Source organism: Fodinibius sediminis, assembly GCF_900182555.1.
Taxonomy (GTDB): Bacteria; Bacteroidota; Rhodothermia; order Balneolales; family Balneolaceae; genus Fodinibius; species Fodinibius sediminis.
In genome coordinates, this window is record NZ_FXTH01000009.1 from 126,037 (window position 1) to 141,663 (window position 15,627).

13 protein-coding genes are annotated in these 15,627 nt (G+C 45.9%); 9 read left to right on the top strand and 4 right to left on the bottom strand.

Annotation, left to right across the window (positions count from 1 at the left end; translation table 11 throughout):
- Positions 1–5: 5 nt before the first annotated feature.
- On the bottom strand, positions 6–749 hold the full coding sequence (locus tag FN808_RS11310) for an NYN domain-containing protein (RefSeq protein ID WP_142714707.1): 744 nt from the start codon (positions 747–749) through the stop codon (positions 6–8).
- A gap of 229 nt (positions 750–978) precedes the next feature.
- On the opposite strand from FN808_RS11310, the gene FN808_RS11315 reads away from it, so the two are divergent.
- The 6 genes from FN808_RS11315 to FN808_RS11340 all read left to right on the top strand — a co-directional run bounded on the left by FN808_RS11315 (position 979) and on the right by FN808_RS11340 (position 6,479).
- Positions 979–1,926, top strand: a complete 948-nt coding sequence (locus FN808_RS11315; protein WP_142714708.1) for a PstS family phosphate ABC transporter substrate-binding protein — start codon at positions 979–981, stop codon at positions 1,924–1,926.
- A gap of 60 nt (positions 1,927–1,986) precedes the next feature.
- Positions 1,987–2,862, top strand: coding sequence for a phosphate ABC transporter permease subunit PstC (gene pstC / locus FN808_RS11320; protein WP_142714709.1), 876 nt, complete (start codon positions 1,987–1,989; stop codon positions 2,860–2,862).
- Positions 2,855–3,712: a phosphate ABC transporter permease PstA gene (gene pstA / locus FN808_RS11325; protein ID WP_142714710.1), complete on the top strand. Its 858-nt coding sequence runs from the start codon at positions 2,855–2,857 to the stop codon at positions 3,710–3,712. Before pstC ends, pstA begins: the two co-directional genes overlap by 8 nt.
- A 98-nt stretch (positions 3,713–3,810) precedes the next feature.
- The gene (gene pstB, locus FN808_RS11330) at positions 3,811–4,581 is read left to right on the top strand and encodes a phosphate ABC transporter ATP-binding protein PstB (protein WP_221930024.1); all 771 of its coding nucleotides are present in this window, start codon (positions 3,811–3,813) and stop codon (positions 4,579–4,581) included.
- 43 nt (positions 4,582–4,624) lie between these two features.
- Positions 4,625–5,317: a phosphate signaling complex protein PhoU gene (phoU, locus tag FN808_RS11335; RefSeq protein ID WP_142714712.1), complete on the top strand. Its 693-nt coding sequence runs from the start codon at positions 4,625–4,627 to the stop codon at positions 5,315–5,317.
- 121 nt (positions 5,318–5,438) lie between these two features.
- Entirely contained in the window at positions 5,439–6,479 is a 1,041-nt protein-coding gene (locus FN808_RS11340; RefSeq protein WP_142714713.1) for a hypothetical protein, read from the top strand.
- Between the two features lie 57 nt (positions 6,480–6,536).
- Here FN808_RS11340 and FN808_RS11345 read toward each other — a convergent pair whose 3' ends face one another.
- Positions 6,537–6,992, bottom strand: a complete 456-nt coding sequence (locus FN808_RS11345; protein ID WP_142714714.1) for a fasciclin domain-containing protein — start codon at positions 6,990–6,992, stop codon at positions 6,537–6,539.
- A 1,189-nt stretch (positions 6,993–8,181) separates the two neighbouring features.
- On the opposite strand from FN808_RS11345, the gene FN808_RS11350 reads away from it, so the two are divergent.
- The 3 genes from FN808_RS11350 to FN808_RS11360 all read left to right on the top strand — a co-directional run bounded on the left by FN808_RS11350 (position 8,182) and on the right by FN808_RS11360 (position 12,167).
- Positions 8,182–8,412, top strand: a complete 231-nt coding sequence (locus tag FN808_RS11350; protein WP_142714715.1) for a hypothetical protein — start codon at positions 8,182–8,184, stop codon at positions 8,410–8,412.
- Between the two features lie 80 nt (positions 8,413–8,492).
- Positions 8,493–8,723 (top strand): hypothetical protein, encoded by a 231-nt coding sequence (locus FN808_RS11355; RefSeq protein ID WP_142714716.1) that lies wholly within the window; start codon positions 8,493–8,495, stop codon positions 8,721–8,723.
- A gap of 189 nt (positions 8,724–8,912) precedes the next feature.
- Entirely contained in the window at positions 8,913–12,167 is a 3,255-nt protein-coding gene (locus FN808_RS11360; protein WP_142714717.1) for a CHAT domain-containing protein, read from the top strand.
- A 93-nt stretch (positions 12,168–12,260) separates the two neighbouring features.
- On the opposite strand, the gene FN808_RS11365 is transcribed toward FN808_RS11360, so the two are convergent.
- Positions 12,261–12,992: a tetratricopeptide repeat protein gene (locus FN808_RS11365; protein WP_142714718.1), complete on the bottom strand. Its 732-nt coding sequence runs from the start codon at positions 12,990–12,992 to the stop codon at positions 12,261–12,263.
- 392 nt (positions 12,993–13,384) lie between these two features.
- Positions 13,385–15,544 (bottom strand): sensor histidine kinase, encoded by a 2,160-nt coding sequence (locus tag FN808_RS11370; protein ID WP_142714719.1) that lies wholly within the window; start codon positions 15,542–15,544, stop codon positions 13,385–13,387.
- Positions 15,545–15,627: the final 83 nt, after the last annotated feature.

Consider the following 15,627-nt stretch of genomic DNA (forward strand, 5'->3'; position numbering starts at 1 on the left):
ACCCGTTATTTTCGCTTGTCTTTTACATAAATAACCGCTGCATGGCCCTGTCCGGTTGAGCGTTCCTCTATTTCAAAGAGCTTAATCGCCTGCACCAGCTCACCGAGTTTGCGATAGCCGTAATTACGGGGATCGAACTCCGGCGACTGTTTGGCGATATAACTTCCAACCTGCCCCAGATGGGCCCATCCGTTTTCGTCCGATGAGGCTTCAATTGCATTACGCATGAGATTCACAAGCTTGGTATCCTGTTTTAGTTCAATCGTACTCATCCGTCGGAAGGTAGCCTCCTTGTCCGGTTCCTCCTCGCTTCGCAGCACTTCGGTAAAGATGAATTTGTCACAGGCCGCCACAAATGGGTCAGGCGTCTTTTTCTCTCCGAAGCCATACACCATGAGGCCCGATTCCCGGATGCGGGTGGCCAGTTTGGTAAAATCGCTGTCACTTGAGACGATACAAAAGCCATCAAAGCGTTCGGTATAAAGCAAATCCATGGCATCAATGATCATGGCACTGTCGGTTGCATTCTTGCCGCTGGTATACCCAAATTGCTGAATAGGCTGAAGAGAAAACTGCAGCAGGTGGTCCTTCCAGCTTCTGAGTTTGGTCGAGGTCCAGTCTCCATAGATGCGTTTGACGTTAGCTGTACCGTATTTGGCGATTTCCGCCAGGAGTCCTTCAATGATGGAAGGCTGGGCGTTATCGGCATCAATAAGCACTGCCAGCTTGGTATTTGAGTTCGATTCCATGGATAGTTGAAATAAGATGGGTTATTAAGTTTATTGGGTATAAGGTACAAGAAAAAGACCACATTCCCAGATCAAGACTCTATTGATTTATGGAGCTGAATGACCAGGAATGAAATTCTTAACATTGAGTTAACAAAAGTCTCATTTTTTTCGATTACATTGTGGCATCGAAAGAAGACAGCACGCTAATCACATACTAGTAATGTTTCAACTCTAAATATCTGAGATAATGGTTAAACAATATGCAGCTCTTTTCCTGTTAAGTGGCCTCTTCCTTACTTCCTGCGGGTCAGGTGGGAGTGACACCAAAGAAATTCAAATTGATGGCTCGAGTACTGTCTTCCCCATTACCGAGGCTGTTGCGGAGGAATTCAGGGCTGAAGCCCCAGATACCCGGGTTACCGTTGGTGTTTCCGGGACAGGAGGGGGGTTCCAGAAGTTTTTGCGTGGCGAAACGGATATTAATGACGCCTCGCGGGAAATTAAACCGAGTGAAATCAAGACCGCAGAAGAAAAGGGCGTTGACTATGTTCGACTCTCAGTAGCATACGATGGCCTGGCGGTGGTCGTCAATCCTGAAAATGACTGGGTTGATCATTTCACGGTTGATGAACTCAAAAAAATCTGGGAGCCTTCGGCCCAGGGTGAAATTAATCGATGGAGTGATGTGCGCGAGGACTGGCCCGATGAAGAACTTCACTTGTTTGGTCCCGGCGTTGCTTCCGGCACGTACGATTACTTTACCGAGGCCATTGTAGGCGAAAGTGGATCCAGCCGTGGTGATTTTACGGCCAGCGAGGACGATAATGTTCTTGTCCAGGGCGTGAGCACCGACCAGTATTCGCTCGGCTTCTTTGGACTTGCCTATTTTGAGGAAAATGCGGATAAGTTAAGACTTGTGCCCGTGGTAAATGACCAGGGAAACCCTGTCGAGCCCAGCCTTGAGACCGTATCCAATGGAAGCTATAATCCGCTCTCGCGCCCCCTCTTTATTTATGTCAGCAAGCAGGCCGCCCAGCGCCAGAGCGTGCAGCAGTTTGTTAATTTCTATCTGGATGAAGCGCCCATGCTCTCCAAACAGATCGGTTATGTCCCAATGCCCGATTCTGCTTATGCCGCCCAGAAAGAAAAATTCCGCAAATTTTCTGCGGCCACCGATTCTGTTTCAGCAAATTAGGGTTACTAACGGGATGACCCAGGCAAAGGCGTCATCCTTTTTAGTTTATATCACTGAACCATGCGGGTAAAAGAAAAAATTATTGAGAAAGTGCTGGCGGCCTGTGCGCTGGTCACCGTTTTAACGACGCTGGGGATCATCCTTATCCTGGCGGTTGAAGCCTTCGTTTTTTTCCAGGATGTCTCCATACTGGAGTTTCTGACCTCCACACAATGGACGCCCTTGTTTACGGAAAAAAATTACGGCATCCTCCCGCTGCTGTCAGGGACAGCACTGACGACGCTCATTGCCATTACTGTGGCTCTGCCGGTAGGATTGACCATCGCCGTTTATTTGAACGAATATGCCCATGAAAGGGTCCGGAAAGTCTTGAAGCCGATGCTGGAAATCCTGGCTGTAGTACCGACGGTCGTCTACGGTTTTTTTGCACTAATGATCGTCACCCCCTTCCTTAAGACCTTTATACCGGGTCTGGCTGGCTTTAACGCCTTGTCACCGGGTATCGTGATGGGCATTATGATTATTCCCTTTGTTTCATCACTCAGTGAAGATGCCCTGAGTTCGGTACCGAATTCGCTTCGACAAGCCTCATTTGGGATGGGGTCGACAAAATTTCAGACGGCCTTTCGGGTGATGGTTCCCGCGGCTTCCTCCGGCATTATCGTTTCAGCTATCCTTGCTATTTCCCGTGCCATCGGCGAGACGATGATTGTTGCTATTGCTGCAGGTCAGCAGCCTCGGTTTACCTTTGATCCCACCGTGCCCATAGAAACCATTACAGCTTATATTGTTCAGGTTAGCATGGGGGATGTACCCTATGGGTCTATCGCCTATAAAACTATTTTTGCAGCCGGCATCACCTTGTTCATATTCACCTTCATCCTGAATAACATCAGTTACTGGATAAAGACTAAATACCAGGAAAAATATGAATAAAGTCAATACAAGCAGATTTAAAGATAAGGCCTTCAGAAGACTTGGAATGGTTGTTACGGTTTCATGCCTGCTTATACTGGCCGTCTTTGTTGGCTTCGTGCTGTATATGGGGCTGGACCGTCTCAGCTGGGAATTTTTGATGAGCCTGCCTTCCCGCTTCGCCGATCAATCCGGAATATATACTGCCTGGATCGGGAGCATCTGGGTATTGGTGTTGACAACCCTGATTTCATTTCCACTGGGAGTGGGCGCCGGTATTTATCTGGAAGAATACGGCAAAAAAAACAAGCTGGCTACTTTCCTGGAGATTAACATTGCCAATCTTGCAGGTGTGCCGTCCATCATTTATGGTCTGCTAGGCCTGGAGGTATTCGTGCGTATCATGCAAATGGGGAACAGTATCCTTGCCGGTGCCTTGACGCTGGCGCTTCTGATTCTCCCGATTATCATTGTCTCCACCCGCGAGTCGCTGCGGGCCGTGCCCAGTTCCATCCGTGATGCCTCCAACGCTCTGGGGGCTTCAAAATGGCAGACCATCTGGAATCAGGTACTGCCCGCTTCCTTTGGGGGCATATTGACCGGGGTTATACTAGCTCTATCGCGGGCTGTCGGAGAAACTGCTCCCCTCATTGTGGTTGGCGCCCTGGCTTATGTCCCCTTCGCACCGAGGGGTCCGCTGGATGAATTTACCGTACTGCCCATTCAAATTTTCAATTGGGTGTCCCGACCCCAGCACGAATTTGTGATTAATGCAGCCGCCGCCATTATAGTGCTTCTTCTGATAACCTTTGTGATGAACGGTATCGCCGTTTACCTGCGCAACAGGTGGCAAAGCAAAATGAAATGGTAAATATCATAGTAATTATTTCAATATAGACCGGTAAGAAGATGGAGTCAGAGACCCAAAATCCGAATCCCAAGGCAAGCAAGGTAGAGACCAAGCCGAAGATGGATTCCAAAGATCAGTCCTTTAAACTTCAGGCCAATAATGTGGATGTTTTTTACGGCGATTTCCAAGCCATAAAGAATATCAGCCTGGACATCCTTGAGCGTTCCATAACAGCCTTTATCGGCCCGTCAGGCTGTGGAAAATCCACCTTCCTGCGCCTGTTTAATCGCATGAATGATTATATCGACGGCTTCCACATGGAGGGAGAGATCTCTCTCGACAAACAGGATATCTATGATCCCTCGATAAAGGTGGAAGAGCTTCGTAAAACCGTTGGCATGGTCTTTCAAAAACCCAACCCTTTCCCCAAGTCCATTTACGAAAACGTGGCCTATGGACTGCGTATACAGGGCATCAAGGATGAAGATTTTATAGAAAAACGGGTCGTAGAGTCGCTAAAACAGGCTACACTTTTCAGTGAAATTAAAGACGATCTCGATAAACAGGCCCTGGCTCTTTCGGGGGGACAACAGCAGCGCTTGTGTATTGCCCGGGCGTTGGCAGTCAAGCCTTCTGTACTGCTCATGGATGAGCCCACTTCTGCGCTGGACCCTATTTCATCGGGGAAAATAGAAGACCTTGTACATGAACTTAAAAAGAATTACACCATTGTTATTGTGACCCATAATATGCAGCAGGCCGGACGAGTGAGTGACAATACAGCTTTCCTCTACATGGGGGAATTAATTGAATATGGCGATACCCAGAAAATATTCACCAATCCTGAAAAAGATCGCACACAGAATTATATTACCGGCAGGTTTGGATGATCATAACCGTTCATAAAAGAGGGATTAATTAAATTATCAGCAGATGTCACATTTAGAAAATGAAATAAAGTTATTGAAGGATAACATTCTGGAATTGATGTTCCTTGTTAAAAATCAGCTTGAGAAAGGACACCGGGCCCTCGATGATTTTGATGAAGAGCTCGCCCACGAAATCATCGCCAACGAGAAGCGAGTAGACAGCCTGGAACTTACCATCGACCGGGACTGTGAAAATCTGTTGGCCCTTCACAATCCGGTGGCGGTGGATCTGCGGTTCGTAATGGCGGCGTTCAAGATCAATTCCGATCTCGAAAGGGTAGGGGACCATGCCAACAGCATTGCCAACTACATTACGGATTTTGGTGCCCCTGTTGAGGAGGAAATCATGAAGATTATGCGCATTGATGAGATGTACGAGACATCCATCAAGATGATGAGCAATGTGTTTAATGCCTTTATCACCGAAGATACCGATCTTGCCCGCAAGGTCTTTAAGCTTGACAAAAAACTGAACGAAATTAACCGGGAGGTTTCTTCCGTCACCACTAAACTCATCCAGAAGAATATTGAAGAGACCCAGAACTACCTCTATCTCTTTTCCATCATTCGTAAACTGGAACGGGTCGGTGATCTGACCAAAAATATTGCCGAAGAACTCATCTTCTATATCGAAGCCAAGGTCTTGAAACACCAGAAGATGAAGTCAAAAAACAATAATGGCGGCAACGATAGCTAACAAACTCTTACTGTAACATTCAGCAACCTGCCGGAGTTGAGCCAAGTACCTTACCGCATTTAGGCAGGTTGGAACATATACGGTCAAAAATCAGCACACATACATCTACACTTCTACAATTATGAAAAAACGGATAGCATTATTATGCGCAGCACTTTTTTGTCTTTATTTACCCACCGCCCTTGCCCAGGTTTCCGTCGGCGACAGCGGAACGCTGACCGGCCGGGTTTTTACCGATTATTATTGGATGGCCCAAAACCACGACAGCGATCTTGAGGGAAAAAACGGCTTTTGGATGCGGCGGATCTATCTCACCTACGAGCGCTCCTTCAGCGAAGCTTTCTCCAGCAGAGTTCGTCTTGAGATGAATTCTGCAGGGGATTTTTCTACAAGCGCAGAAATGATTCCCAATGTCAAGGATGCATACTTGAAGTGGCAAAACGACCGTCACCAGATCCTGGCAGGCATTTCCTCAACACCAACCTTCGGCTTGACCGAAGATGTCTGGGGATACCGATCCATTGAAAAGTCGCCCCAGGACCTGTATGACTTTGGAAGTTCGCGCGATTTTGGGCTTTCATTCAAAGGGAGTTTTGACAACGATGAGCGCCTCAACTACCACTTTTTCGTTGGTAACGGCAATAGCAACAAACCTGAAGTGGATAAGGGCAAAAAAGTGATGGTTTCCCTGGGGTACTATCTCACCGAACATCTTGTTATAGAAGGCTATGCCGACTTGAATGATCAGGAAAACCAGGATATTAAAACAGCACAAGTTTTTGCCGGTTACCAGTCCGAAACGTTTAATCTTGGAGCCCTTTATTCCTTTCAGCACCGCGAGTCTGACATCATAGGAGGCGATCCCACCACGGAACTGGACCTGGTCTCTGTTTTCAGTAACATGCGACTCCATGACAGCCTGAAGGGCTTCTTGCGGGTAGATCATATGTTTGACCCGTATCCGGGGGGAAGTGAAAATTCGTATATTCCATTTGCTGAAAATGTAGAATCAACCTTTATCGTGGGAGGGCTGGATATTTTACTGGAGGAGCAGATCCACCTGATGCCCAATATTGAGGCCGTGACCTATGGCGAAGACAGTACAGGTGAGAGGCCGGACATGGATCTTATTCCCCGAATAACATTGTCATATAATTTCTAGTTAATTTCTGTAAGTTATTTTATATAAATGACTTACAGATTTTCTTACATTTATTTCCTATTGTATGACACCGTCAATAACATGAATGACGCCATTATCCGCCTGGATATTACTTTCCATGAGCGGGTAATTTTCAATGGAGAGGCCGCTGTTGTTTAGCTGGGCAACTTCTACCGTAAGGCCGCTCAGGCAGGTAATTTTCGACATATACTGCAAACTCCGTTTGGTCGCTTTACCCGTGATAATATGGTTCAGCAGTAATTGAGAATTATTCTGCTCGCTTGCGGAAATACGGTTAAACGCGCTGTTTGACGGTGCAAAGACCGTAAACGAACCCTTGTTGCGATCCAGGCGATCATCCAGACCTGCACGTTCGATGGCAGCTGCAAAGTCTGATGTTTGCCCATTGCTCTTTAAAACCTCCAGAACACTTTGGCCGTGGGCTGCACTAAAAAAACCCATTGCGAGCAGGAGCAACAAAGCGCTAACGCATTTTCTGTAACCTTTTATCATAATTTCTGCCTATTTTAACATTTTCAGCTTAAAAACGTCTTACAGTCCAATCTATTCTGCATCAATAATATCATTAATTTATTTAGATCCCAATATCAATCTGTTGTATCCCTATAGTCCATTTCAGTTCCCGATCTTGGCAATTATTCGCTCCCAGGCCCAAGAATGATACATATTACCATAAATAGGCAACCCTTACCCTTATGATTTGTTTTAAGGCTCTTAAATGGAAAATTTGCATTTAATCATCGTTTAATGGATTTAGAGGGTGTTTTTAGATCATCAATGGGTTCAAATATGAACTTTCCGGGCTGCTAATGTGATCTGGGGACATTCCAGGTGGAAATTATGCTGGACTCACATAGGTTTTTGGGAAGAATAAGGGGAGCCACCAATTTATCAAATATATAGTTATGGCGTGTCCACCAGCAGAATTATCAAATTTAATTGTTGAACTCTAAACATTTACTGTGATACAGCATCTGTCAATCATCTCAAAACATATAATGGATTGCTTTTAATGAATGATCGGACTATCCAAATTAAGACTAAATATCTGTACGAATAGCCGTGATTTCATCAACATACTTTTATTAAAGTGGTTGTCACGTTTTATCCAACCGGGAGGCGCTTTATATTTATGAAGCATCTTTAAGCCAGTCTGTGTTCAATGCAACAGTAATTTGTCGTATAATATATATTATGTAAAATAGAAATAGAGATCTAAGTAAATCCTCCTAAGATGTACGGTCTTACATCTTTAACATCTATCGATGATATCACTGGCCATGCAGAATAAAATAAATGAATACTCAACCAGAATAATTTTCAGACCTTTCTCCCCCCCCCTTTACTTAATGGATCTGTGTGATAAATGAGAATTAGCCAGGAATCGATGGGTAAATAGAATAATAAAATGTTACCAATCAATTTCTACCATTTTATTGCCAACTGCTATCTGTATTACTGCATCCTCTCCAGTCTATTATATTGTATATAGAGATGTTAGTTTTTTTGTCTTAATTAACTGCAATCCAAAAATTGCATGGTCATCCTATATGGGATAACTTGTCTTCGACAAATTGTGGATCATAAACTCACGGCAATAGGTCTAGCGAGTTTATAAAAAATCAATGTTCTTTACAGTATAAAACAAGCAATAACCAATACACAACCAACAACCATTATTATGAATAACGCAATCAACCGTATCAACACCCTGCTCGTAAAATTCTTCTCAATCATTTTTGTAGCCGGGCTGCTGGCCAGCTGCGCCTCCGTTACCGATTCGGGCTTCGAGTATACCGAAACCGAAGAAAAGACCACCGTCAATACGGATGTCCCCGAGGTCAATCCCACATCAACGGACGATGAAATGGATCCCATCATCACTGACGGACCCGGTACCGGCGGCAGGTAATCTCTTGTTGCCCAGTACCTTATGATATTCTTCACAGCATAAAACAAGCAATAACCAATACACAATCAACAACCATTATTATGAATAACGCAATCAACCGTATCAACACCCTGCTCGTAAAATTCTTCTCAATCATTTTTGTAGCCGGGCTGCTGGCCAGCTGCGCCTCCGTTACCGATTCGGGCTTCGAAGATACCGAAACCAAAGAAAAGACCACCGTCAATACGGATGTCCCCGAGGTCAATCCCACATCAACGGACGATGAAATGGATCCCATCATCACTGACGGACCCGGTACCGGCGGCAGGTAATCCCCTGTTGCCTCTGCTGTAGAGGTTTGTCAAGAAAAGTAGACAGTCATGAGTGATACTTGGTTGTTCCTGCTTTAATGAGGGCGGATAAATGCCTCTAAGAGGCAATGAGAGCTATTGGGAAGGTGAATCCTCTTTCTGTGCCAAATATGCTGTAACTGTACAGCTTATTTCCTATTTTCCTCTGCTATGTATATTTGTCTGGTTCTTTTACTTTTTTTTCAGGCAGACAGTCTCCCATCCGGAGAACCTGAAAGGCAGATCTATGACTACGTTCAGCAGATTGAAAACGGAGACTCGGTATCCGAATCACTTTGGTCCCTCTCACAAATCTACCTGGAAAACAGGGACTACCGGCAAACATTCTATGAAATCGGACATTCTCAGGATGTAGAATGGATCGACCTGTTCGATCTCCACCCTTCGGATCAGTTCAGACTCAATCCCGCTGCATTGCATGAGCTGGCTCTCTATTTCGGGGATGAACATCTGCTCCTCTACCTGCTGCTCCAGGTTGAATCGGATGAAAATCGCCGCACCTATTTCGAAGAGTTCTACTCGGCCACACCGAACGGGCGCCTGAAAGACCTCAACCGGAGGATTGCAGAGAGAACTGAGGTTCACGCTGAAGATTTGCTGCAGGACAGATGGGATTTCTCAACCTTTCTAATCCTGTTTTATCCAAATAATGTTGATATTGAAGGAGCGCAATTTTATAAGGAGGCTGCCCGAGGGCTGGAGGAAATGATTCGCCAACATGCAGTTGCGAACCCGCTTCAGAGCAACTTTCTGTACGCCTCACTTTTTGAAGCATTCAACCAACTTGGTAATTACGGTTCGATTATCCCCTACTACCAGCAATTGATCGATCTGGGTCATCTGCCCGACGTTTTCTGGAAAAGAAACCTCTACTGGCACCTGGACGTAGCCCTCTACCGGACGGGCTATATAGACCGGAGCCTTGAGGTGCAGCGAAAACAAACCATTCGGCTATCACGAATGACCGGCGACGAAAGCAGCCTGAATACCATTCTCACCAACCATGGCGGGTATCTTTATACCATCGGTCGGTACGGGGAAGCCAAAGAGGTCTTTACCTCGCTTCTCGCTGATACCACCGATCTTTCTCCAACCATTCATTCGCGAGTTCTCAACAACCTGAGCCTGGTCCACTACAAGCTTGGGGAAACGGACCGTTATCTTGAAACCCAGATTAAATCCCTCAACCTTGCTGTCGAAAGCGGAGATTACAGCGACCAGCTCAACATCTACCGGAATCTCCATATCTATCACCGTAACAACCAGAACCGGGACCTCGCAGCAACATATATCGAAAAAGCACAAAATATAGCGAAGAAAATAGAAAACAAGAACGAATTGGCCTCCGTCCTGATTTCCAAAGCGGATTATTACGATCGTTTTCTCAACGATATAGACGGCGCTTTTGCTTTGCTTTCGGATGCACAACTGTTACTGGAGGATTCGGACAACGACCGGCTTCGGGCCAGAATCCTTTCCGAAAAAGCAACGCTCCACAAGAAAAGAGGGGAATATATTGAAAGCCGCGATCTTTTCTCCAAGGTCATATCCATCAGTTCTAAAAATGACAATAACCGCGGCATCCTTCAGGCCCTTGTCCATTTGGCCGAAGTGGAACTGATGATGGGAAAATCCGAAGCCGCCCAAAAAACCATCAATACGTTTAACAGCTATGACCTGTCGGTTGTCGATTTTCATGTATTGGTAAATGCCCGGCGGATTGAAGCCGAAATTGCATGGACCGAGGGCAGAATCCAGGATGCGGAGGCATTGATCGCTGGCATGTACCAGCAGGTGATGGAAAGAGGCCGGAATACCGCCAACAGAGAAGCTGGTTACTGGCATGTTGAGGAGTCCTATCTCCACCTGGTCCGGCTTTATGCAGAGCTTCTGGAAGAACAGAATCGTCCGGATGAAATGGTAAACGTATTGGATCAGCTGAAAACCATTAATGATGCCGCATTGGTTAAAAATCCGCTTGTAACCTCAGGGTTGCTTTCGGAAGAGGAGCTAACTGAGAACCTGCGAATTACACAGGAGCTGGACAATCTTAGAAAAAGACTCATGGTCGCCGATGAAAAGGAAAAACTTTCCCTCCAAAGTAAGATCTCTGCGTTAACGGCACGCAAAAATCAACTCCTGCAGCAAAAGCCTTCCTCAGAATTGCTTCGAACCCTCCCCCTTTCGGATATACAGTCCAGGCTCCGGAAAGGAGAAGGAATTCTTCATATAACCCGCATCCAGGACAATCTGTATATGGTCCTGATCGACCGCCATGAAATCACGACCAAAAAACTTTTGTTTACAGAATCGGAAGAGGTGTTGTTTGAGGAAGCACTCGACGGCCTGGCTACAGGTGCAACCGACCTGGAGGCCCTCCACAAGGTCTATTCCTGGCTGGAACTAGACAAACTTCCCGAACAATGGTCTTCTCTCATTGTAGTGCCCGACAGTTATCTTTATCAATTACCTGTTGGAGTTTTGCCGGTCTCCCCCCCTTCTTCCCCTCTGAGTTACGGCTCGGCTGAATACCTGGTCGAACAGATGGATATTCGCTATCTGAACAGCCTGAAGGATCTTTTCAGACCGGAGTCCGAGCAGAATTATACGTTTGATTTTACGGGCATCGGCGTCTCTGATTTTGATCATGCAGCCGATAAACAGCTGTTATCTCTACCCAATGCCTCCCAGGAAGTACACACCATTGCTGAAAGACTGAACAGCGTGGGAAAGACAAGGGCTTTTTTGAATTCAGAGGCCACCCCCCATGCCTTCAGATCCGGTGTATCTGATTCACGCATACTTCATGTGGCTTCGCACAGCAAAATTTCTGAGGATAATCCTCTTTTTTCAACCATTTACCTCCATCCCGGCATGAATGAAGAATCCGGAGATTCCCTGTCCGGGCAAATTTTTGCTTACCAGCTTTTCAATATGGACCTCGACAATGAATTGATCATGCTCAATTCCTGCGAATCAGCTTCTGGAGAGTATGTTCAAGGGGCCGGAATTATGGGAATTAGTCGCACGTTACGGTATGCGGGGGCCCAAAGTCTTGTATTGAACTTGTGGCAGGTAGAGGATCAGCTGGCATCCGATTTTGCCATCGATTTCTATGAAGGTTTGAGTGAAGGTAAAACAAAACCTGCAGCTCTTCGTGAGGCAAAAATGGATTTTTTGAAGAACAAAAATGCCAATCCACACTATTGGGGGGCTTATATGCTAAATGGGAATCCCCAGCCTGTTGTTGATAACCTTTTTACCCCCCCTGTACTTGCTTTCATAGTGCTTCTAATGGGGGGACTGGTCTTTATGGGGGTATGGCTGCTGAGAAGGAACGAGGGCATCGACATTTCTTTTCCGGTTCTGCTGCGTAGCGTACGGAGCCTGAAGGAGTTTAAATAATTTCTTGTAAGAAAACCACTCACCGGGAATCAAAGAGACTCCTTTGAGGGGATAATTTCAGCCATTCGCAGTTGGAGTAATGCCAATTTTACATTACTCCTGCCCCAAAGCAATAAGATATTTTTCAGCGACCCGGCTATACGCTCCATCCAGTTCATAGGCATTCTGAAATGCGACTTTCGCTGCTTCCGGTTCACCGAGTCGAAAATAAGTATTCCCCAGGTACCAGTAAGCTTTTTCGTGCAGCAGCAGATTAACGTCCGGGTCTTTGACCACCCTTTCAAACCGGTAAAGAGCTTCCCGGTATCTCGCCGCATTATAGAGAATGGAACCCGATTTTATAAGAAGAGAGGATTTGGTATGAACATCAGTGGTTCGATTCAGTTCCACATCAATGATCCGAACGGCCCTGTCAACTTTTCCCTGATTAGCCAGCTCAATGGCTTTTTTTAACCTGACTTCATCGCCCGAAATACCGGCATCTGCAGATCGATAATAATTAAGCGCAATACTTGTAATGGGTTGAACGGATTCTGTCGCCTCTCCCGTGATTTGAAAAGCAAAAAACACGCCTGCGATCAATACCAGAGCAGCAGAAAGGTGCTTGTAGTTTAAGATTTGTTTTTGAGCAGCAGTTTTGATACTCTTTTCATCCCCACTATCATCGCTCTCGTCTATGCCAGCAGCGACCTTTAAATAGCCCAAAGCCCTGCTGCCGTGGATTAACTCCGTCCAGAGTTCGTCCACCTCTTCAGCGTCCAGCTCCCCCTCCACATAGCGGTCTATTTTTTTCTTTAGTTGCGGACTAATAACTCTTGGGCTCATAGTTATTATTTTTGATGAATTAGTACAGCATACAAAATTTTAATAATAATTACTACATAAATATAAGAAAAATGAGCCCTTTCTTCTTCCTCTTTCTTAACCGCTCCTAGTTGCCGTATAATTTATTGGTTGTTTAATTACACTTGGTAAGCGCTTTTGGCGGATCTGAAAGCTGTATCCCCCGATCAACGGTACCAAAAAGACTGGTTTTTCTGTAATCCAGGTTACGGTTTCATTGTATCAAACAGCAGTCACTGCCGGCTCTTGTGATGGCGACCTGTTAATCACTAAAGGAATCTTTCCGGCAGACCCGTAAAGGATTTTCCCCTGAAATCCAATCGCGAGCGTTCTTTGCTGAGTAAATCGTAAACCCATACCCTTCAGAAAGAATGTCATTTTACTTCAGAATGTTTACTGATTAGCGGCAGTTCAATATAAACGGTGGTTCCCTTTCCCTCTTCACTTTCGAGCCAGATAGTCCCTCCGTGTGCATCCACAATCTGTTTGGAGATGAAAAGCCCCAAGCCGAATGATTGTTCCCCAGAAGTGCCCTCCCGTTTAGCTTCTGTAAAGATATCGAAAACGTTCTCTTTTAAATCGTCGGGAATTCCGATTCCGCTGTCCTGAACTGATAGAAGAACCGTATCGGTCAGGTTTTCCATGCGCAGATGGATCGCAGAATCGCCGGGGCTGAATTTGATGGCATTACTTATCAAATTTCCGATTACCCGTTGCATTGCATCTCGATTGAGAGAAACGGCGGCATCTCCTTCAAAATCAAGTTCTATAGTTTGACTTTTTTCTTTGGCTCTGAACTGCAACACATCCGCGCAGCGTTTAAGGAAAGGCCGTATTTCTGTAATCTCCTTTTCTTTCGACTTGTGCCTGTTTTCAATATCCTCTAATACATTGCTATCCATTAACTCATTGATCAGCTCCAGGGCATGTCCGCTTGAGTCGTGTATAAGCCTGATCAATTCCTTCTGATCGTCCACCAGATTCCCATCTCGCGCAAGCATCGATGAGATCCCTTTGATGCCGGTAAGAGGATTTCTCAGATCATGGGCTACCATATTCATTATTCTGGTGATGGTTTTATTACTCTTTTCCAACTCCAATTTCTGATTAAACACCTGTTTGCCTAAATCCGCCAATTCCTGCACATTGTTCTTTGACTGTCTCCAGTTACGCCATATCAAAAAGAGTATAACACATGCCAATAGCGAAACAATAACTGCCATCACAAGATAGATCTCCCCTAATTTGCTCTCCCTTTGTAACCGGCCGATTTCATGCTGTTGCTCGGAAAGCCGGATTTGGGCGGCGATATCTATTGCTCCCGCATCCACTTTATCCTGCATCCTCGCTTCCATCAGTTCCGTGTATCTCCGGTAGGCGGCATACTCCTGGGCGTCATCTCCTGTGCGGGCGAGCCACTTCCACCGTACACGCCACCATCGCAGCGCTACTGCTTCACTCGGAACCCTATCCAGCCATTCCCGGGCCTTTGTCAGCGCTGTTTCGGCCTCCTCCAGACGGTCCGCATCCACATAATGTTCGGCAAGCTGCAGCCGCATCAGTTCTGCATGCTCATTGGCATAACTACTCCGCTCATTGATGGCAATGCTCATTTTCCAAAAGCGCTCCGCTTCTTCCTCACGGCCAACTTTGTTACTTGACGTTCCCATATTACCATAGGTAACTCCTTTTGCCCGCTCCAGGTAATGACGATGATTCGCATTCTCCGAAAATCTTCCCGACGATTCTGCCTCCTGCAGCAGGGCCAGGGCCCATTCGTCGTAATAAAGCGCACTGTCGGGCTTCTGAAGTTCGAGGTAGTTCGAAGACAGGTGATGGTAATGATGAAACGTACGCCGGAACCAGGAAAAATCCGTATGGGCGGTACAACCGGCAGATAGCCGCCAGGATCGGGAATAATAATTGTTTGAATCCTTGTAGTTTTCCTGCTGATAGCTGATCCTTCCCAGCCTGCGCAGGTATTCGGCAGCTATGCAGGGCGTTGTTTCCGGGTCGATCAGCTGCCAGCCCTGCATAAGGTACCGGATGGCCGTTCCGTACAGGTATTGATGCCGCTTGGTATCTCCCTTTTGTAAAATTGCATACAAATGAAGCATTTCATAATCCGAGGCATACTGCTTTTTTTCAAACAGTTGCAGGGTGCTGTCCGTATAGGTTTCGGCCAGCGCATAATTATTACCGTACTGGGAAAAATAATAGCTGCCTGCGGTATATTTCCGGAATAAATTTTCAAATTCCGGTTCCGGGGATACCTGGGTTGCAGAGTCCAGGAAGGCTACGGGATCAGGGTGCCCTGCCCGCACAAGACTGTCGACACGGTGAGTAATTTCATCGGTCAGTTGTTTAATCTCACGATCTCTATCGACATTTTTGTCATTCTCTGAAACCTGACACGAAAAAGACACAAAGACCAAAAAAAATGCTGCTGTTGTAATCCCTGTAAAATTTGAGAAAAAGGTCTTGGAAAAGTTAGCTGATATGGTCATACTTTCTTCACATTTGTCTTCTGACATTGCTGAAAATTAGCCCGCCGCCACAAGCAGGGTTACATTTTAAGCCAAATACTTCCCAAAGAATACCCCCCATTCGCGTCATT

Excerpts from the sequence above, each read along its gene's own strand:
- FN808_RS11370 (WP_142714719.1), bottom strand. The coding sequence starts at position 15,544 with ATGTCAGAAGACAAATGTGAAGAAAGTATGACCATATCAGCTAACTTT.
- FN808_RS11310 (WP_142714707.1), bottom strand. The coding sequence starts at position 749 with ATGGAATCGAACTCAAATACCAAGCTGGCAGTGCTTATTGATGCCGAT.
- FN808_RS11350 (WP_142714715.1), top strand. The coding sequence starts at position 8,182 with ATGAATAACGCAATCAACCGTATCAACACCCTGCTCGTAAAATTCTTC.
- pstC (WP_142714709.1), top strand. The coding sequence starts at position 1,987 with ATGCGGGTAAAAGAAAAAATTATTGAGAAAGTGCTGGCGGCCTGTGCG.
- FN808_RS11360 (WP_142714717.1), top strand. The coding sequence starts at position 8,913 with ATGTATATTTGTCTGGTTCTTTTACTTTTTTTTCAGGCAGACAGTCTC.
- FN808_RS11345 (WP_142714714.1), bottom strand. The coding sequence starts at position 6,992 with ATGATAAAAGGTTACAGAAAATGCGTTAGCGCTTTGTTGCTCCTGCTC.
- pstA (WP_142714710.1), top strand. The coding sequence starts at position 2,855 with ATGAATAAAGTCAATACAAGCAGATTTAAAGATAAGGCCTTCAGAAGA.
- FN808_RS11315 (WP_142714708.1), top strand. The coding sequence starts at position 979 with ATGGTTAAACAATATGCAGCTCTTTTCCTGTTAAGTGGCCTCTTCCTT.
- FN808_RS11355 (WP_142714716.1), top strand. The coding sequence starts at position 8,493 with ATGAATAACGCAATCAACCGTATCAACACCCTGCTCGTAAAATTCTTC.
- FN808_RS11340 (WP_142714713.1), top strand. The coding sequence starts at position 5,439 with ATGAAAAAACGGATAGCATTATTATGCGCAGCACTTTTTTGTCTTTAT.
- pstB (WP_221930024.1), top strand. The coding sequence starts at position 3,811 with ATGGATTCCAAAGATCAGTCCTTTAAACTTCAGGCCAATAATGTGGAT.
- FN808_RS11365 (WP_142714718.1), bottom strand. The coding sequence starts at position 12,992 with ATGAGCCCAAGAGTTATTAGTCCGCAACTAAAGAAAAAAATAGACCGC.
- phoU (WP_142714712.1), top strand. The coding sequence starts at position 4,625 with ATGTCACATTTAGAAAATGAAATAAAGTTATTGAAGGATAACATTCTG.